We start from the raw sequence: 18,426 nt of genomic DNA on the forward strand, positions 1-18,426 counted from the left end.
CGGCCGTACGCGCCGTACGTCAGGGCCGCGCCTCCGTGCGGCGAGGCAGCAGCTTTCGTATCAACGGCCACGTCACGATCAGCGCGATCACCACGTACACGGTCACCGCGAAGGGCGTGTTGACCAGGCCCGTGAGGCTGCCGTCGCTGATCTGGAGCGCGCGCCGCAGCTGGAGTTCCGCGCCGGGGCCGAGGATGACGCCGATGACGGCGGGCAGGACGGGGAGTCCGTAGCGCCGCATCAGCAGGCCCAGCAGGCCGATGATGAGCAGGATGACGAGGTCCAGCGGCTCGCCGCCGACCGCGTACGCGCCGACGGCCGCGAAGAAGAGGATGCCCGCGTACAGATAGGGCCGGGGGATGCGGAGCAGCTTGGCCCAGACCGGGGCCAGCGGCAGGTTGAGGACGATCAGCAGGCCCATGGCGATGAAGAGCGAGGCGATGAGGCCCCAGACCAGGTCCGGTTCGCGCTCGAAGAGCAGCGGTCCTGGCTGGATGCCGTACTGCTGGAACGCGGCCAGCATCACCGCGGCGACGGCGGTGGTGGGCAGGCCGAGCGTGAGCATGGAGACGAGCGTGCCCGCGGCGGACGCGGAGGCCGCCGACTCGGGGCCCGCGACGCCCTCGATGGCGCCCTTGCCGAACTCGTCGCGGTGCTTGGAGAGCCGCTTCTCCGTCACATAGGAGAGGAAGGTGGGGATCTCGGCGCCGCCCGCGGGGATGGCGCCGAAGGGGAAGCCGATGGCGGGGCCGCGCAGCCAGGGGCGCCAGGTGCGGCGCAGTTCGGCCTTGCCGAGCCAGGGGCGGCCGACGGGGATGGGCTGGTCGGGGCGGGTCCGCAGATGCAGCGCCACCCACAGCGCCTCGCCGATGGCGAAGAGCCCGACGGCGACGATCACGACGTCGATGCCGTCGGCGAGCTGGAGCGAACCGAAGGTGAGCCGCTGCTGTCCGGTCAGCCGGTCCAGGCCGACGAGACCGAGGGTGAGGCCGATGAGGAGGGAGGCGAAGCCGCGGATGCGGGAGCTGCCGAGGACGGAGGTCACGGCGACGAACGCCAGGACCATGATGGCGAAGTAGTCGGGGGCGCCGATGTCGACGGCGAGGTCGGCGACGGTCGGGGCGAGGAAGACCAGCAGGATCGTGCCGATCATGCCGCCCGCGAAGTGCCCGATGGCGGCCGCGGCGAGGGCCTGCGCGCCGCGCCCGGCCTTGGCCATGGGATGGCCTTCCATGGCGGCGACCACGGCCGCCGTCTCACCCGGGGTGTTGAGCAGGATCGACGTGGTGGAGCCGCCGAACATGCCGCCGTAGTAGATGCCCGCGAACATGATGAACGCGGCCGTGGGGTCGAGCCCGTACGTGACGGGCAGCAGCAGCGCGACCGCCATCGCCGGGCCGATACCGGGCAGGACGCCGATCGCGGTGCCGAGCAGCACGCCGACGGCCGCCCACAGCAGGTTGACGGGGGAGAGGGCGGTGCCGAAGCCGTCGAGGAGGGAGTTCAGGGAATCCATCGGTCAGAGCACCCCCATGAGCGGCCCGCCGGGCAGCGGAACCGACAGCAGCCGGTCGAAGACGAAGAACGTGACCACGGACAGCACGGCCGCGACGATCGGGTCACGTGAGAAGGAGCGGCTGCCCAGCGCGTACGCGGAGCCCCAGAAGAGCAGCGCGCCGGAGATCGGGAAGCCGAGGGGCTGGATGAGGACGGCGTTGCCGAGGAAGACCCCGGCGAGGAGCAGCACGGTGCGCCAGTCGCCGGGCGCGCTCAGGTCGATGTCCTCGCCGCCCTCGGCCTCGCCGCGGCCGCCGCGCAGGACGTCGACGGCGAGGAGGACGGCGACCACCAGGAGCCCGGCGCCGACGACGACGGGCACGGTCTTGGGACCGACCGGGCCGCGCTGCGCGAAGCTCGTGTCCATGGTGAGGGCGTCGCCGAGGACCAGGACGCCGAGGATCAGCAGCAGCGCGCAGACGCCGAGTTCGGAGCGGCCGCGCAGGCGTTCCGCAAGCGTGGGACCACCAGGGCCGGTGGGGGTGTCGGTCAAAGTCCCAGCTCCTTCAGCACGGTGTCCACGCGCTTGTCCTGCGTGTCCAGGAAGCGCCCGAAGTCCTTGCCCGTGAGGTAGGCGTCGGTCCACTGGTTGCGCTTGACGGCGTCCTTCCACTCCTGGGAGGCGTGGAGCTTGGCGATCAGGCCGGTGAGCTTGTCGCGTTCGCTGTCGCTCAGGCCGGGCGGGGCGACGATGCCGCGCCAGTTGGTGAACGTCACGTCCAGCCCGGATTCCTTGAGCGTGGGCGCGTCGAGCCCCTTCGGCCGCTCGGCGCTGGTGACCGCGAGCACCCGCAGATCGCCGGACTTGATCTGGTCGAGGTATTCGCCGATGCCGGAGACGCCGAAGGCGACCTTGCCGCCGAGGACGGAGGCCAGCAGCTCGCCGCCACCGTCGTACGCGATGTAGTTGACGGTCTTCGGGGCGATCCCGGCGGCCTTGGCCATGAGCATGGGGGCCATGTGGTCAGGGCCGCCGGGCGAGGAGCCGCCGCCGACCGGGAGGGCGTGGGGCTTCTTGCGCCAGTCCGCGAGGAGCTGGTCGAAGGTCCGGTACTTGGAGTTCTTGGCGACGACCACGATGTCCGGCTCCTCGGTGAGCCGGGCGATGGGGGTGGTGTCGGCGAGCGAGGAGGGCGCGTGGTTGGTGTGGACGGCGCCGACGACACCCAGCCCCATCGACATCGCCAGCTTGCCGTTGCCGCGCTCGGCCACCAGCTGGCTCAGCCCGACCGTGCCGCCGGCGCCGGGGAGGTTGAAGACCTCGATGTTGTCGGCGAGGTCGGCATCCTCGGCGCTCTTGGCGGCCGTACGGGCGGTGATGTCGTAGCCGCCGCCGGGAGTGTTGGGCACCATGAAGCGCAGGCCCGGAATGTGGGTGCCGCCCGCGGAGCCGTCCCCGGAGCTGAGCAGTGGCGGCGCGAGGAGGACGAGCAGGGCCGCCGAGAGTACGGCGAGCGGGGTACGCAGGGCAGGACGCAGCGGCAGGCTCGGACGCTGTCGCACCTGGTGACACCACCTTTCGGGCTTGTCTGTGAGGTGGGCCACATGTTGCCTATGGGTTACCGGGCTGTCTCTCTTCCGGTAGTAAAGGACGTTGTGGTCGTTGAGTTCGCGGCGTGATCGCGGGCCTGTTCGCGGGAAAGGGGCCGGCGGGTGACGACGGTGCTGGTCGTCGAGGACGACTTCATGGTGGCCAAGCTGCACAGCCGCTTCGTGGCCGCCACGGAGGGCTTCACGGTGGCCGGGGTCGCGCACACCGGGGCGGAGGCGCTGCGCGCCGCCGAGGATCTGCGCCCCGACCTCGTCCTCCTCGACATCTATCTGCCGGACATGGACGGCATCAGCGTGCTGCGCGAGCTGCGCGCGAAGGCGGAGGACGGCGGCCATCATGTGGACGCCCTGTTCGTGACCGCCGCCAAGGATGCCCACGTGGTGCGCGAGGCGCTGCGCGCGGGGGCGCTGCACTACCTGATCAAGCCGTTCGACCGGGCCGCGCTCCAGGGCCAGTTGCGGCACGCGGCGGCCCTGCGCGCCCGGCTCGACACCCTCGGCGAGGCGCGCCAGGAGGACGTGGACCAGATCTTCGGCGGCCGCCCGCGCGCCTCCCGCGAGCTGCCCAAGGGGCTGGCCCCGCACACCGCCGACCTCGTGGAGCGGACCCTGCGGGCCCACGCCGACGGGCTGTCCGCCGCCGAATGCGCCGAGGCGGGCGCCTTCTCGCGGGTGAGCGCGCGCCGCTACCTGGAGTACTTCGCCGATACGGGCCAGGCCGAGGTCACCCTGCGCTACGGCGGTACGGGCCGCCCCGAGCACCGCTACCGCTGGATCGCCTGATGTCCGTACATGGGGTGCGTGTTCGCCGGGTATAGCGGGGGGAAGGGCGAGCCACGGGGGGCACGATGGGGAGCGGCCTGTACAACCTCGATCGCGTCATGGACACGCTGGCCCCGGCGCTGCTCGGGATGCCGCCGGGCGGCGGACCGTGGGAGAAGCGGCGGTTCCCGGCGGGCGAGCCCGTGGTGGAGGTCGTCGGCGGCCGGGCCACGGGCAAGACGGCGCTGCTGGACGCCCTGTACGACGGCTATCACGCGGGGGTGCCCACGGCCCGGGTGGACTTGGCGGACGCCCCGTACTCGGCCGACGACCAGGGCGACCGCGCCCGGCTGGACACCGCGCACGCGTCGCCGGTGACCAACCTGCTCTTCACCGTCTCCCACCAGCTCGGCTACGAGCGCGACGGCACCCGGCGCACCCTGACCTTCCCGCGGCTCTCGCCCGCGCTGCTGGTGATCACCGCCTGGCGGCCCGAGGCCCGGGACCGGGACGAGGTGCAGCCGCCCGATCTGGTGGCGGCCGAGGAGGAGTTGGGGGAGCTCCTCGCCCAGCGGAACCCCGACCCGCAGGCGCGCAAGGTGGTCATCGGGCGGTGGCTGAACGCGCTGGGCGGGGTGGTGGCGGGGCTGCTGCCCGGGGTGCCGGGGCTCCAGGAGGTGCTGAGCGCCGCCACCGACACCCTCCTCGCCCGGGGCGACGACGGCCGGGACGGCTCGTCGTGGTGGCGCTCCCATCTGGACCGTATCGACGGGGACACCGTGCAGCGGCTGTTCGCGCTGGTCCGGAAGTTCCGCCGAGGGGGAGCGGACCGGGCCGAGGTGGAGGCCGATCTGATCGCCGCCCTGCTGGCGGACATCAACGGCGCGTACGGCGCCTGGGCGCGCAGGACCCAGCATCCGTCGCTGATCCTGCTGGACAACGTGGACGAGGCGCTGCGCGAGCGCTTCCTCGACCCGTTCGTCGCGCGCTACGCACGGGACAGCCGGGAATGGCGCGGCCGCGGGCGCATCATGCTGCCCGCCGTCTTCGTCACCTCGCTCGGGGACGGCTCCGCCGCCCATGCCCTCACCACCGACGCGCCCCCGTGGACGAAGCCGGAGCGGTGCCCGCCGCAGGCGTGGCTGCTGCGGCTCGGCATCCCCCGGGTCGGCGACGCGGAGATCCGTACGATGCTCGGCGACGCCGTCGCGTACCCGCCGTCGCTGCCCGCCGTGATCGCCCGGTTGAGCGGCGGGCGCACGGGCGACGCGCTGGCGCTGGCCGGGGCGGCGACGGCACGGTTGCGCGAGTCCGGCCCCTTCGCCCTCGATCAGCTGCTGTCGCTCCCGTCACCCGGCACGGCCGACCCCGTGGGCGCCCGGTTGGTGGCGCGGCTGCTGCCCGACGGGGGCGTACGGGAGGAGGTGCTGCGGATCGCGCCCGCGCTGGACGCGGAGGCCGCGGCGCGGCTGCTGCGGGCCCGACCGGGCGGCGCTGCCCGGCCTCAGTCCCGATCTGCGCGTCAGACGGCTGCGGGACGCCACCCTGGAGCGGCCGCACTGGGACCACCGCCCCTGGCCGGTGCCGCACTCCGGGAAGCCGCCGCTGATCGCCGACCGGGCGCTGCGCGCGCTTCTGCTGCACGGCGCGAGAACCGGGGCCGACGAGGCGTCCTGGACCAGCCTGCACGCCGTCGCGGCCGCCCGGTACAACGACGGCGATGTGCGGGCCCGCGATTCGGACCGGCACGATCCGCGCTATCTGCACCACGCGCTCGCCCAGGGCCGTATCGACACCCTGGTGGTGCGGGCGATGCACTACCGCTATCTGCACCGTGCCCCCGCCGAGTGGCTGAGCGATCTCAACCTGATCGCGGCCGCGCCCCCGGCATGGGCCGGTTTCGCCCCCGAGGACCCACCCACGGACGGCGTGCCCGTCTGCGCGTCCTGTGAGCCCGGCGGCGATCAGCGCGTCCACGCCGCGATCCGGCGGCTGCTGGCCCTCGTATGGCGGCTGTCCGCGCCGCTGTCGGCGGTGCCGTCGGGCCACCGGGACACCGACCTGGTGCAGGTGCGGACCGCGCTGGAGGCGCTGTGCACCGAGTACGGCAACGGCCCGCGCCGCGAGCGGGCGTACAACGCGTACGTCGACGCCATCGCGGACGGCGGCTGGATCGACGCCCTGGTCAGCGGGGTGCAGGCCCCTGATCTTCCAGTCAAGGGAAATAGCCGATGACCCGTGCCCTGACCCATCCCCTCAGAGCCATCCGGAACTGGCACTCCGCCCTTCCGCCGATCCGCCGCGTCCTGAACTGGCTCCTGGTGGGGCTGGTCGTGGGCGGTCTCGTGGCGGTCGGCGTCGTCACGCTGACGCCCGACCGCTCGTGCGGCGCCGGGGTCGACAAGCGCGCGGACGACGACGAGTGCACGGGCGTCACCGACGGCGGCCACGCCTTCATGGCCGAACTGGGCCCGGTGTCCGACCGCATCAAGGCCGAGAACACGAAGGTCACCAAGAGCGGCAAGGCGTACGCCACCATCGCGCTGATGATCCCCATGACGTTCACAGAGGACGACGTGGCGGAGCGGGCCCAGGTGGTACGGGAGGTCCAGGGCGCCTATCTCGCCCAGTACCGGGCGAACCACGAGAGCGCCGACGAACCGGCGATCCGGCTGGTGCTCGCCAACCCCGGCCGTGACATGACCCGTTGGAAGGAGGTGTCGGACCAGCTCGCCGGGATGGCGCGGTCGGGGAAGGACCGGCTGCGCGCGGTGTTCGGGTTCAACCTCAGCGTCACCCGCACCGAGCAGACCATCGCCTATCTGACCAGGGAGAAGGGCATCGCGGTGGTCGGCGGGCCCATCACCGCGGACGACCTGGGCAACGACCGTGAGAACCCCCGGAGATACCCGGGCCTGGCGAAGATCGTGCCGTCCAACCGCGACCAGGCGCGGGCACTCACCCACCACCTGAAGGCGAAGCCGCGGGACACCTTCCTGGTGGAGGACACCCACGCGGACGACCTGTACGCGCGATCGCTGCGCGCCGCCTTCCGCGCGGAAACGAAGGGGACGCCGTACTCCGAGCAGTACGACTCGTCGAAGGCCATCCCGAACGACTTCGTCCAGATGGTCAACAACCTCTGTGACTCCCGCGCCACCACGGTCTACTTCTCCGGCCGCCCGCCCGCGCTCGCCCAGCTGATCCGGGCGCTGGGCAAACGCGGCTGCGCGGACCAGCGCTACCGCGTGGTCACGGTCTCGGGCGCGTCGACGCTGGCGTACGACCCCACGATGGACTGGGACGCCTTCTCCTACGGCGCCGGGCTGACGGTCGAGTACGCGACCATCACCCACGAGAGCGCCTGGACCACCGGCAACCCGCCCGGGACGGGCGGTTCGGCGGCCGACTTCCGGGCCCTCAGCAAGCTCGTGGGCGGTGGGGAGAAAGCATCCGGGGTGGGCGACATCGGTCCGACCGGGCTCGCCGACGGCCGGACGATCACCACCTACGACTCCGCGGCGACGGCCATCGCGGGCATCCGCAACCGCACCACCACCAAGGGGCAGGTGCCGGACCTGGGCTCCATCGCGGCGGCGTGGCCGCGGCTGCACGGGGACCAGATGGTGCGCGGGGCGAGCGGCTGGATCTGCCTCAACGGCTATGGCACGCCGTACGACAAGGCGGTGGCCATCGTGCGGCTGTCGCCCAGGAAGGACCGGCACATCGAGTTCGAGAAGCTCGCCTGGCCGGACGGCCACCCGCCCGCCGAACAGTGCACGGCCGCGCCGGACTGAGCCGGCGGACTCTCAGGGTGCGCGCAGATAGTTGTAGACCGTGGCGCGGGAGACGCCGAGGAGTTCGGTGACGACCTGCACCGAGTGCTTGACCTGGAGGAAGCCGCGGGTCTGGAGGGAGCGGACGAGTTCCTTCTTGGCGGCGGTGCCCAGGCCGCGCGGGGTGTGGCCGCGGGCGGCGGCGAACTCCTCGACGACGGTGCGCAGCTCGGCGACGGTGCGGGCCCGCAAGGTCTCGATCAGGGGCTGTTCCTGATCGTCGGTGCGCACCAGGTTGGTGAGGCTGCGGGCGACGCTGGCGAAGAGGGAGACGTCGAGGTTGAGGCAGATGGCGGCGACGTAGGTGCCCGCGCTGTTCTTGATGCCGATGGACGTGCTCTTGGCCGGGCGGCCGTCGGGGAAGCGGTTGGAGTAGTTCTGGACGATGCCGGGGAACTCGCAGTCCTCGATGCGGGCGAGGCCGAGTTCGGTGGCCGGGTCGCCGACCGACCGGCCGGAGAGATTGGACTCGATGACACGGATGGCCTGGTCGGGGCGGCGCAGATCGTGCAGCACCACCTCGCACAGGCCGGGGAACATCCGGCCGATGGCAGTGACGATCTTCTCCGCCTCGCGCAGCAGCAGTTCGTCCTCGGCGGTGCCGCGGGGCTCCTCGTCGGCCGTTTCGGTCATCGTGTGCCCTCCGGGGTGAACAGGGCGCCCATCGTCGTCGCCGCCTTCAGCCCCGAGCCGGTCAGCAGGACGACGGTGGTCTCCCCGGGGCGGATCGCGCCGCGGGCCCGGAAGACGTCGATCGCCGCGGCGGCGGTCGCGCTGGTCGGCTCGGCGTACAGCCCCATCGCGGCCAGCTCGCGGACCGCCGCGACGATGGCGTCCTCGGGGATGGCCGCCATGTCGCCGTCCGAGCGGCGGATCGCGCTCACCACCTCCGGCAGCCGGACGGGTTCGCGGATGGCCGTGCCCTCGGCGATGGTGGGGGCGAAGGCGGGGGCGGCGCTCTCGCCGTGGAACGCGGCGTGGATGGGGGCGCAGTTGGCGGGCTGGGCGACCAGCAGCCGTGGCCGCCGGGCGATCTGGCCCGCGGCCAGCAGCTCGCCGAAACCGAGGTCGCAGCCGAGCACGGTGGATCCGGCACCGGCCACCGTCACCACGGCGTCGGGTGCGGTGAACCCGAGATCCTCCCACAGCTCGTACGCGAGGGTCTTGGTCCCCTGGAGGAAGAAGGGGTGCCAATTGTGGCTGGCGTAGTACGTGGCGGCCGACTGGCGCAGCGCCTCGGCGGCGGTGGCGTCCCGGTCGCCGGGCACCAGCTGGACATCGGCGCCGTACGCCCGGCTCTGGAGGATCTTGGCCGGGGACGTCGACTCCGGGGCGAGGATCCGGGCGCGGATCCCGGCGGCGGCGCAGTACGCGGAGACGGAGGCGGCGCCGTTGCCGGAGCTGTCCTCGATGACCTCGCGGACGCCGCGCTGGGCCAGCAGGGAGATCATCACGCTGGTGCCGCGGTCCTTGAAGCTGCCGGTCGGGCTGAACCACTCCAGCTTGAAGCGCACCCGACCCCCGCCCCAGTCCTTTTCGACCAGCGGCGTGCATCCTTCACCCAAGGACACCGGGGCGTCGATGCGCACCGGGAGGGCCGCTCGGTAGCGCCACAGCGACCGGGCCCCGGTGTCCACCTGCTCGGGGGTGATGCCGGGCAGCGCGGAGACGGTGAGCGGCGCGCCGTCGTCGCCGCACCAGCGCGGTTCGTCGATCGGATACGAGGCGCCGGAGCGCTCGTCGACGTAATGGGGTTCAGCTCGCACCTTGGACATTCTGTGTAGTTGTATAACCATCGTCAAGGTCCCGGACGGCGACTCAAGCCAGGAGCAAGCCGGGATCAAGGTGCGCTCAAGCGGACGCTCAAGCGGACGCGACGTGCGCGAACAGCCGTTCCACCACCACCGCCACCCCGTCCTCGTCGTTGCGCGGCGCCACCTCGTCGGCCAGCGCGATCAGGTCCGGATGCGCGTTGCCCATCGCGACGCCGTACGAGGCCCAGCCCAGCAGCGGGATGTCGTTCGGCATATCGCCGAAGGCGATCGTGTCCGCGGGGGTGAACCCCATCCGCTCCGCGGCCAGCCCCAGCCCCACCGCCTTGGTGATCCCCGCGGGCAGCACCTCGATCATGCCCTTCTCCGAATGCGTCACCGACGCCTCGCCCGCACCCGCTTGTGCCGCGGCCGCCGCGACGAGGTCGTCGGCCACCGACCGGTGGCGCATCAGCACCTTCTCGATCGGCTGCGCCCACAGCGCCTCCCGGTCCACCAACGCGTCCCAGCCCGGCCGCCGTCCTTCGGCGAACCCGGCCGTGACCACGAAGCGGTTCTCCGGCGCGGCGGTCACCACGGCCAGCTCCAGCGGGCCCGCGCCCAGCGCCTCCTCGGTGCGCGCCACCACCGACCGGGCCAGGTCGCGGTCGAGCGCGGCCGAGACCAGCAGCCGGTCCGCGGTCGCGTCGTACAGCTGCGCGCCCTGTCCGCACACCGCGAGCCCCTGGTAGCCGATCGCCACCAGGAACTCCCGGCAGGACACGGCCGCGCGCCCGGTGACGACCAGATGCCGCGCCCCGGCGCGGCCCGCGGCGCCCAGCGCGGCGCGGGTGCGCGGCGAGACCGTCAGATCGCCGCGCAGCAGGGTGCCGTCGAGATCGGTGGCCACCAGCCGGAAGGGCGGCCCTGCGGCTCGGGGCCGGGGGAGTAAGGCTCCGGGGGCAGGAGCGGCAGAAGTGGCAGAAGTGCCAGATGTGGCTTCGGGGATGTACACGGTGCATCAGAATGGCGGGTCGGCCGGGGCCGATCAAACCGTGCAGATAGACGCCGATCAGGCCGGGCGCAGCTCACCCTCGGGCGCCCGCCGCAGCCCGGTCACCTGCTTCGGCAGCCGGTACGGCAGCGCCCCGTACCAGGCGTACGACAGCCCGAAGCCGAAGGACAGGCAGATGATGCCGCCGACCGCGTCCATCCAGAAGTGGTTCGCCGTCGCGACGATCACCAGCAGCGTCGCCGTCGGGTACAGCAGGCCCAGGACCCGCACCCACACCGGGCGGGCCAGGGTGGCGATGGTGAGGCCGCACCACAGCGACCAGCCGATGTGCATCGAGGGCATCGCCGCGTACTGGTTGGACATGTTGGCCAGGTTCCCCGAGGCCATCGAGCCCCAGGTGTGGTGCACCACGACCGTGTCGATGAAGTGCCCGCCGTGCATGAGCCGGGGCGGGGCCAGCGGGAAGAGGTAGTAGCCGAGCAGGGCCACGCCGGTGGTCGCGAAGAGGGCGAGCCGGATGGCGGCGTAGCGGCCCGGGTGCCAGTGGTAGAGCCACACCAGCACGCTGAGCGTCACGATGAAGTGCAGCGTGGCGTAGTAGTAGTTCATGCCGACGATGAGCCAGCTGATCGAGTCGCTCGCGTGGTTGACGCCGCGTTCGAAGGCCATCCCGAGCCGGTGCTCCCAGTCCCAGATCCAGCCCGCGTTGCGCAGCGCCTCGGCGCGCTGCTCGGGGACGGCGTTGCGGATTAAGGAGTACGTCCAGTAGCTGACCGCGAGCAGGACGATCTCGAACCAGAGCCGGGGCCGCCGCGGCGTCCGCAGCCGGTCCATCGCGGTCCGAGAAGTCGCTTCACCCATAGGGCAACAGTCTGCCAGAGATGTCCGATACGGGGTGTGCTTATGTCCTGTTACGGGCGGGCGCCGTGCGCGGCGGCGGTGGACCCGCGGACCACCAGTTCGGGCAGGAAGACGAACTCGCTGGGCGGAGCCGGGGTGCCGCCGATCTCCTCCAGCAGCGCCCGCACCGCCGCCTGCCCCATCGACTGGACCGGTTTGCGGATGGTGGTCAGCGGTGGGTCGGTGAAGGCGATCAGCGGGGAGTCGTCGAAGCCGACCACCGAGACGTCCTGCGGGACCCGCAGCTCCCGCCGCCGGGCCGCGCGTATGGCCCCCAGTGCCATCATGTCGCTCGCGCACACCACCGCCGTACAGCCCCGGTCGATCAGCGCGCCCGCCGCGGCCTGACCGCCCTCCAGGGTGTACAGCGAATGCTGGATCAGCTCCTCGGACTCCTCGGGCGCCACCCCCAGCCGGTCCCGCATGGCGTGCTGGAAGCCCTCGATCTTCCGCAGCACGGGCACGAACCGCTTGGGCCCGAGCGCGAGCCCGATCCGGGTGTGCCCGAGGGAGACCAGGTGAGTGACGGCCAGCAGCATCGCGGCCCGGTCGTCGGGGGAGATGAACGGCGCCCGCACCTTCGGCGAGAAAGCCGTCCACCAGCACGAACGGCACGCCCTGGCCGCGCAGCTGGTCATAGCGCTGCATATCGGCCGAGGTGTCCGCGTGCAGCCCCGAGACGAAGATGATCCCGGCCACGCCGCGTTTCCACCAGCATCTCGGTCAGCTCGTCCTCGGTCGAACCGCCGGGGGTCTGGGTGGCCAGCACCGGGGTGTAGCCCTGCCGGGTCAGCGCTTGCCCGATCACCTGGGCGAGCGCGGGAAATATCGGGTTCTCCAGCTCGGGCGTGATCAGTCCCACCAGCCCCGCGCTGCGCTGCCGCAGCCGCACCGGCCGCTCGTAGCCGAGGACGTCCAGGGCGGCGAGGACGGACTCGCGGGTGGTCGACGCCACCCCCGGCCTGCCGTTGAGGACGCGGCTGACGGTGGCTTCACTGACCCCCGCCTGGGCTGCGATGTCGGCAAGCCGTGCGGTCATGGAGTGGGACCTTACCGGTCGCATGTCAGATTGCCCACCACGCGCAGGATTCGGCGGGAATGCGCACCGTACCGGCGTCGTACGCCAGCGGCGCGGAGGACAGCAGCGCGCGCCCCGGCAGCGGCAGCCGGACCTCCTCCCCGAGGGTGTTGAGGGTGCAGACGAGGCCCGGGCGCGACAGCGCGAGCACCCCCGCCGGGGCCGGGAGCCAGCTCATCGGCCCGTCGCCCAGGCCCGGCAGCTCCCGGCGCAGCGCGAGCGCGGCGCGGTACAGCTCCAGGGTGGATTCCGGGTCGCCGGTCTGCGCCTCCACGGAGGCGTCCGCCCAGCCGTCGGGCTGCGGCAGCCAGCTGCCGCCCGGCCCGAAGCCGTACGAGGGGCCCGAACGCGACCAGGGGAGCGGCACCCGGCAGCCGTCGCGCCGGCCCTCCTGACCGTCCTGGCCGTCCTGCCCGTCGGCGGAGGTACGGAAGAACGCCGGGTCCTGGCGGGCCTCGTCCGGCAGGTCGACGACCTCGGGAAGGCCCAGCTCCTCGCCCTGGTACAGATACGCCGAACCCGGCAGCGCCAGGGTGAGCAGGGCCGCGGCCCGGGCCCGCCGCAGCCCCTGCCCGGCGCCGTCCTCGGCGTACCGGGTGGTGTGCCGGACGACGTCGTGGTTGGAGAGCACCCAGGTGGTCGGGGCGCCGACGGAGGCGGTGGCGGCCAGCGACTCGTCGATCACCTCGCGCATCGCGGCCGCGTCCCACGGGCACTTGAGGAACTGGAAGTTGAACGCCTGGTGCAGCTCGTCCGGGCGTACGTACAGGGCGAGCCGCTCGGCGCTGGGCGCCCAGGCCTCGGCGACGCCGATCCGCATCCCCGGGTAGGAGTCCAGCAGGCGCCGCCAGCCGCGGTGGATCTCGTGCACCCCGTCCTGGTCGAAGAACGGCAGCACCTGCGAGCCGATCAGCTTGGCCTGTTCGGTGCGGCCGATGTCGGGCAGCCCCGGGGCCTTGACCATGCCGTGGGCGACGTCGATACGGAATCCGTCCACGCCCAGGTCCAGCCAGAAGCGCAGCACGGAGTCGAACTCCTCGCGGACCTCCGGACAGTCCCAGTTGAGGTCGGGCTGCTCGGGCGCGAACAGGTGGAGATACCACTCGCCCGGGGTGCCGTCCGGGCCTGTGGTGCGGGTCCAGGCCGGGCCGCCGAAGACGGACTCCCAGTCGTTCGGCGGCAGTTCGCCGCCGGTGCCCCGGCCGGGACGGAAGTGGTACCGCTCGCGGGCCGCCCCCCGAGGCCGGTCCGCGAGCGCGTCGAGGAACCACGGATGGCGGTCCGAGGTGTGGTTCGGGACGACGTCGACGATCACCCGCAGCCCCAGCTCATGGGCGGTGCGCACCAGATCGTCGGCGTCCTGGAGGGTGCCGAAGAGCGGATCGACGGCGCGGTAGTCCGCCACGTCGTAGCCCCCGTCGGCCTGCGGCGAGGCGTAGAACGGCGTCAGCCAGACGGCGTCCACCCCGAGCCGGGCGAGATGCGGCAGCCGCTCGCGCGCGCCGCGCAGATCCCCGACGCCGTCGCCGTCGCTGTCGGCGAAGGACCGGACGTACACCTGGTAGATGACGGCGTCCCGCCACCAGCCGGTCCCCTCGGGGGATCGCGCCGGCCCGGCCTGGAGGGAGGTCGTGAGCTCCTGGGTCATGCCGGTGAACGTAACAGCTCTGCAATGTCTTGCGGAAGAGTTTGCAGGGGTCGGTGGCGCCCAAAAGGCGCACTACGGGGCCGTATGGCGCTCTGTCAAGCGCCTGGGCGGCTACCACGGGGACACGCGGGAGTAACGATCCGGTCCGCTTGCAGAAACTCACCGCAAGTTTTTTCCGGGGGTCTTTCCGGCGCTCCGCGGCGCTGTTACGTTCCTGCGCAATCCGGCGGCCGCCATGGCGCCGCCGGCCGGCTCGGGGAGGGGTTCAGATGCGACATGGCATTGCGGCCACCGCGCTCGTCGCGGTCATCGCGCTCACGGGGACCGCGTGCGGCGGCGACGGGGACGGCGGCGGAAAGGGATCCGACGGCAAGATCTCCGGCACCGTGACCTACTGGGACACCTCGAACGAGGCCGAGAAGGGCACGTACGAGCAGCTCGCGCGCGGCTTCCAGAAGAAGTACCCGGACGTGAAGGTGAACTACGTCAACGTCCCGTTCGGCGAGGCCCTGGCCAAGTTCAAGAACGCCGCAGGCTCCGGCGGCTCCGGCGCCCCCGACGTGCTGCGCGCCGAGGTGGCCTGGACCCAGGACCTCGCCAACATCGGCTACCTCGCCAAGCTGGACGGCACCACGGCCCTCGCCGACCGGTCCGACTATCTGCCCAAGGCGGCCGCCGGGACGAAGTTCAAGGGCGCGACGTACGGCGTACCGCAGGTCATCGACACCCTCGGCCTCTTCTACAACAAGAAGATGCTGAAGGAGGCCGGGGTGGCGCCGCCCACCAGCTGGGCCGGGCTGAAGGCCGCCGCGAAGAAGATCAAGCAGAAGACCGGCAAGACCGGGCTCTATCTGCGCGGCGACGACGCCTACTGGTATCTGCCCTTCCTCTACGGCGAGGGCGGCGATCTGCTCGACGCCGGCGCGAAGAAGGTCACCGTCGACGACGGTCCCGGCGTCAAGGCGTTCGCCGCCGCCCGCGACCTGGTCGCCTCGGGCGCGGCGGAGACCGACGCCACCGACGGCTGGGACACCATGCAGCACGCCATCAAGAACGGCGACGTGGCGATGACCCTCAACGGGCCGTGGGCGATCGAGGACACCCTGGCGGGCAAGGCGTTCAAGGACCCGTCCAACCTCGGCGTGGTCCCCGTACCGGCGGGCAGCGGCGGCCAGGGCGCCCCGCAGGGCGGCCACAACCTCACCGTCTACGCGGGCTCGAAGAACCTCGACGCCTCCTACGCCTTCGCCCGCTACATGGGCTCGGCCGAGGTCCAGGCGAAGACCACCGAGAAGCTGAGCCTGCTGCCCACCCGCACCTCCGTCTACCGGAACGAGACGGTCGCGGCCAACCCCAATGTGAAGTTCTTCAAGGCCGCCGTCGACAAGGCCGTCGAGCGCCCGTGGATCCCCGAGGGCAACAGCCTCTTCCAGGCGATCCTGGTCCAGTTCCCGAACGTGCTCGCCGGCAGGACATCGCCGAAGGAGGCCGCGACCTCGGTCGGGGACGCATACCGCAAGCTCCTCAAGGGCGACTGGAAGTAGGGCCGGTGACGATGACCGTCGACATCGGCCGCACGGCGAAACCGCCCGGCCGCATCCGCACCGCGCTGGCCCGCCACTGGTACGCCTGGGCCATGGTCGCGCCCGTCGTGATCGTCCTCGGCCTGATCATCGGCTATCCGCTGGGCCGCGGCGTCTACCTCTCGCTCACCGATGCCGACGAGACCAACGTCGAGCGCACCATCGGAATCAACCACCTCCCCGCCACCTACCGCTTCACCGGCCTCGACAACTTCACCGCGGTCCTGAAGGACGAGGTCTTCCTGGACCGGCTCCTGTGGACCGTCACCTGGACCGTCTCCTGCGTCGCTGTCACCTTCTGCCTCGGCCTGGGCCTCGCCGTGCTGCTGAACCGCCGGTTCGCCGGGCGCGCCGTCTACCGCTCGCTGCTGATCCTGCCCTGGGCGGTGCCCGCCTTCGTCTCCGTCTTCGCTTGGCGGCTGCTCTACAACGAGCGGAACGGCATCCTCAACAAGCTCCTCGACGGCGGCGGCATCGACGCCGTGCCCTGGCTGAACGACCCCACCCTGGCCAAGGTCTCGGTGATCGCCGTCAACGTCTGGATCGGGGTGCCGTTCATGCTGGTCGCCCTGCTCGGCGGGCTCCAGTCCATCCCCGGCGAGCGGTACGAGGCCGCCGAGATGGACGGCGCGAGCCCCTGGCAGCGGTTCCGTCACATCACCCTGCCCGGGCTGCGGGCGGTCTCCTCCACCGTGGTCCTGCTCTCCACCATCTGGACCTTCAACATGTTCCCGGTGATCTACCTGCTCACCCGCGGCGGGCCCGGCGACACCACGGAGATCCTGGTGACGTACGCGTACCGGATCTCCTTCGTCAACAGTCCGCGCGACTACGCGGGCGCCTCCGCCTGGGGCGTCCTCATCCTGCTCATCCTCCTGCTCTTCGCGGTGGTCTACCGCCGGGCACTCCGCAAACAGGGAGAGGTGTGACAGCCATGCGCGACCGGCGCCGCGGCCCCCTCGCCTCGATCGGGCTGCACACGACCCTGATCCTCGCCTCGGCTGTCGCGGTCTTCCCGCCGCTGTGGCTGCTGGTGACCTCGTTCAAGCCCAAGGGCGAGGCGTTCAGCACCGATGTGATCAAGGACCCCACGCTGGGGAACTACGGCCATGTGCTGGGCGATACGGAGTTCCCGACCTGGTTCGGCAACTCACTGCTGGTCGTCGGCTGCACGACCGTGCTGGGGGTGTTCATCGCGGCCACCACCGGCTACGCCGTCAGCCGCTTCCGCTTCCCCGGCATGCGGCCGCTGATGTGGCTGCTGCTGGTCATCCAGATGTTCCCGGTGGCCATACTCATCGTGCCGCTCTACACCATCATGTCGACGCTCGGCTGGCTCAACCAGCCGGTCTCGCTCATCGTCACCTATCTGACGGTGGCCGTGCCGTTCTGCGCCTGGATGATGAAGGGCTACTTCGACACCATCCCGGTCGACATCGACGAGTCGGGGCGGGTCGACGGGCTGAACCCCTTCGGCGCCTTCTGGCGGCTGGTCGTCCCGCTCGCCAAGCCGGGCATCGCGGTCACCGCGTTCTACACCTTCATCACCGCATGGGCCGAAGTCGCCTACGCGTCCGCCTTCATGACGGGCGAGGAGAACCTGACGCTCGCCGCGGGCCTCCAGACCTTCGTCAACCAGTACACCTCCGACTGGGGCGCGATGACCGCCGCCGCCGTCATGATCGCCACCCCGGCGGCGCTGGTGTTCGCCTGGGTGCAGCGGCATCTGGTGGCCGGGCTGACAGCCGGAGCGACCAAGTCATAACGAGACACCACCACGGTACGAGACTCCCCCCACGGAGGAACGATGACCGGTAGCCGTACTTCCCTCGCCGTCGTGCTCGCCCTCGCGGCGGGCGCGACGGCGCTCGTCGCCGGGTCCCCGCGGACCGCACAGGCGGCACCGCCCGGAACCAAGGACGTCACCGCCGAACTCTTCGAGTGGTCGTACGCCTCCGTCGCCAAGGAGTGCACCAGCACCCTGGGCCCCGCCGGATACGGCTACGTCGAGGTGTCCCCGGCCACCGAGCACATCCAGGGCGGCCAGTGGTGGACGTCCTACCAGCCCGTCAGCTACAAGATCGCCGGGCGGCTCGGTGACCGCACCGCCTTCAAGAACATGATCGACACCTGTCATGCCGCGGGCGTCAAGGTCGTCGCCGACGCCGTCATCAACCACATGTCCGCCGGATCCGGAACCGGTACCGGCGGCTCCTCGTACACCAAGTACACCTACCCCGGGATCTACCAACCCCAGGACATGGACGACTGCACCTCGCAGATCAGCAACTACCAGGACCGCTGGAACGTGCAGCACTGCGAGCTGGTGGGCCTCGCGGACCTGGACACCGGTGAGCCGTACGTCCGGACCCGGCTCGCGCAGTACCTGAACGACCTGCTCTCGCTCGGTGTGGACGGCTTCCGCGTCGACGGCGCCAAGCACATCCCGGCCGACGACCTGGCCGCCATCAAGAGCCAGTTGAGCGATCCCGGCGTCTACTGGAAGCAGGAGGTCATCTACGGCGAGGGCGAGGCGGTCTCCCCGACGGAGTACCTGGCCAACGGGGACGTCCAGGAGTTCCGCTACGGCCGTGACCTCAAGCGGGTGTTCCAGAGCGAGAGGCTGGCGTATCTGGAGAACTTCGGCGAGGGCTGGGGCTATATGGCGAGCGGCCGGTCCGGTGTCTTCGTCGACAACTGGGACACCGAGCGCAACGGCTCCACCCTCAGCTACAAGGACGGTGC

16 protein-coding genes and 1 pseudogene are annotated in these 18,426 nt (G+C 71.5%); 8 read left to right on the plus strand and 9 right to left on the minus strand.

Annotated elements, in window-relative coordinates:
* Positions 1-19: 19 nt before the first annotated feature.
* Genes SSOG_RS32535 through SSOG_RS32545 form a run of 3 tightly spaced genes read right to left on the minus strand, consistent with a single transcriptional unit; the run spans position 20 to position 3,024 of the window.
* Positions 20-1,516: a tripartite tricarboxylate transporter permease gene (locus tag SSOG_RS32535; RefSeq protein WP_009718511.1), complete on the minus strand. Its 1,497-nt coding sequence runs from the start codon at positions 1,514-1,516 to the stop codon at positions 20-22.
* Between the two features lie 3 nt (positions 1,517-1,519).
* Positions 1,520-2,050: a tripartite tricarboxylate transporter TctB family protein gene (locus tag SSOG_RS32540; protein WP_039939232.1), complete on the minus strand. Its 531-nt coding sequence runs from the start codon at positions 2,048-2,050 to the stop codon at positions 1,520-1,522.
* Positions 2,047-3,024 carry a Bug family tripartite tricarboxylate transporter substrate binding protein gene (locus tag SSOG_RS32545; protein ID WP_009718513.1) on the minus strand — a complete coding sequence of 326 codons (978 nt, stop codon included), beginning with the start codon at positions 3,022-3,024 and terminating at the stop codon, positions 2,047-2,049. The genes SSOG_RS32540 and SSOG_RS32545 overlap by 4 nt, the downstream gene beginning before the upstream one ends.
* Positions 3,025-3,210: 186 nt before the next feature.
* On the opposite strand from SSOG_RS32545, the gene SSOG_RS32550 reads away from it, so the two are divergent.
* From SSOG_RS32550 to SSOG_RS32565, 4 genes are all read left to right on the plus strand, one after another.
* Entirely contained in the window at positions 3,211-3,891 is a 681-nt protein-coding gene (locus SSOG_RS32550) for a response regulator (protein ID WP_009718514.1), read from the plus strand.
* Positions 3,892-3,956: 65 nt separating this feature from the next.
* On the plus strand, positions 3,957-5,822 hold the full coding sequence (locus tag SSOG_RS32555) for a hypothetical protein (RefSeq protein ID WP_009718515.1): 1,866 nt from the start codon (positions 3,957-3,959) through the stop codon (positions 5,820-5,822).
* A complete protein-coding gene (locus SSOG_RS32560; protein WP_009718516.1) occupies positions 5,800-6,105 on the plus strand; it encodes a hypothetical protein in 306 nt (101 codons plus the stop codon). The genes SSOG_RS32555 and SSOG_RS32560 overlap by 23 nt, the downstream gene beginning before the upstream one ends.
* Positions 6,102-7,667 carry an ABC transporter substrate-binding protein gene (locus SSOG_RS32565; RefSeq protein WP_009718517.1) on the plus strand — a complete coding sequence of 522 codons (1,566 nt, stop codon included), beginning with the start codon at positions 6,102-6,104 and terminating at the stop codon, positions 7,665-7,667. Before SSOG_RS32560 ends, SSOG_RS32565 begins: the two co-directional genes overlap by 4 nt.
* Positions 7,668-7,679: 12 nt before the next feature.
* Here the strand turns inward: SSOG_RS32565 and SSOG_RS32570 are convergent, their stop codons facing one another.
* The 6 genes and pseudogenes from SSOG_RS32570 to SSOG_RS32595 all read right to left on the minus strand — a co-directional run bounded on the left by SSOG_RS32570 (position 7,680) and on the right by SSOG_RS32595 (position 14,098).
* Positions 7,680-8,339 carry a helix-turn-helix transcriptional regulator gene (locus SSOG_RS32570; protein ID WP_009718518.1) on the minus strand — a complete coding sequence of 220 codons (660 nt, stop codon included), beginning with the start codon at positions 8,337-8,339 and terminating at the stop codon, positions 7,680-7,682.
* Positions 8,336-9,481: a threonine synthase gene (locus SSOG_RS32575; RefSeq protein WP_039939233.1), complete on the minus strand. Its 1,146-nt coding sequence runs from the start codon at positions 9,479-9,481 to the stop codon at positions 8,336-8,338. The genes SSOG_RS32570 and SSOG_RS32575 overlap by 4 nt, the downstream gene beginning before the upstream one ends.
* 88 nt (positions 9,482-9,569) lie before the next feature.
* The gene (locus SSOG_RS32580; RefSeq protein WP_009718520.1) at positions 9,570-10,370 is read right to left on the minus strand and encodes an HAD family hydrolase; all 801 of its coding nucleotides are present in this window, start codon (positions 10,368-10,370) and stop codon (positions 9,570-9,572) included.
* 159 nt (positions 10,371-10,529) lie between these two features.
* On the minus strand, positions 10,530-11,333 hold the full coding sequence (locus tag SSOG_RS32585; protein ID WP_050800041.1) for a phosphatase PAP2 family protein: 804 nt from the start codon (positions 11,331-11,333) through the stop codon (positions 10,530-10,532).
* A gap of 50 nt (positions 11,334-11,383) precedes the next feature.
* Positions 11,384-12,411: pseudogene (locus SSOG_RS32590) on the minus strand (LacI family DNA-binding transcriptional regulator).
* A 25-nt stretch (positions 12,412-12,436) separates the two neighbouring features.
* The gene (locus SSOG_RS32595) at positions 12,437-14,098 is read right to left on the minus strand and encodes a glycoside hydrolase family 13 protein (protein WP_009718523.1); all 1,662 of its coding nucleotides are present in this window, start codon (positions 14,096-14,098) and stop codon (positions 12,437-12,439) included.
* 269 nt (positions 14,099-14,367) lie between these two features.
* Here SSOG_RS32595 and SSOG_RS32600 point away from each other — a divergent pair, with 269 nt between their 5' ends.
* The 4 genes from SSOG_RS32600 to SSOG_RS32615 form a co-directional block, all read left to right on the plus strand.
* The gene (locus SSOG_RS32600) at positions 14,368-15,642 is read left to right on the plus strand and encodes an extracellular solute-binding protein (protein WP_009718524.1); all 1,275 of its coding nucleotides are present in this window, start codon (positions 14,368-14,370) and stop codon (positions 15,640-15,642) included.
* A gap of 11 nt (positions 15,643-15,653) precedes the next feature.
* Positions 15,654-16,610: a carbohydrate ABC transporter permease gene (locus SSOG_RS32605; protein WP_039942090.1), complete on the plus strand. Its 957-nt coding sequence runs from the start codon at positions 15,654-15,656 to the stop codon at positions 16,608-16,610.
* A 5-nt stretch (positions 16,611-16,615) separates the two neighbouring features.
* Positions 16,616-17,446 (plus strand): sugar ABC transporter permease, encoded by an 831-nt coding sequence (locus SSOG_RS32610; RefSeq protein WP_039939234.1) that lies wholly within the window; start codon positions 16,616-16,618, stop codon positions 17,444-17,446.
* Between the two features lie 42 nt (positions 17,447-17,488).
* Positions 17,489-18,426, plus strand: a 938-nt coding sequence (locus tag SSOG_RS32615) for an alpha-amylase family glycosyl hydrolase (protein WP_039942092.1), incomplete at its 3' end; no start/stop codon positions are given.

It is taken from the genome of Streptomyces himastatinicus ATCC 53653, assembly GCF_000158915.1.
GTDB lineage: Bacteria > Actinomycetota > Actinomycetes > Streptomycetales > Streptomycetaceae > Streptomyces > Streptomyces himastatinicus.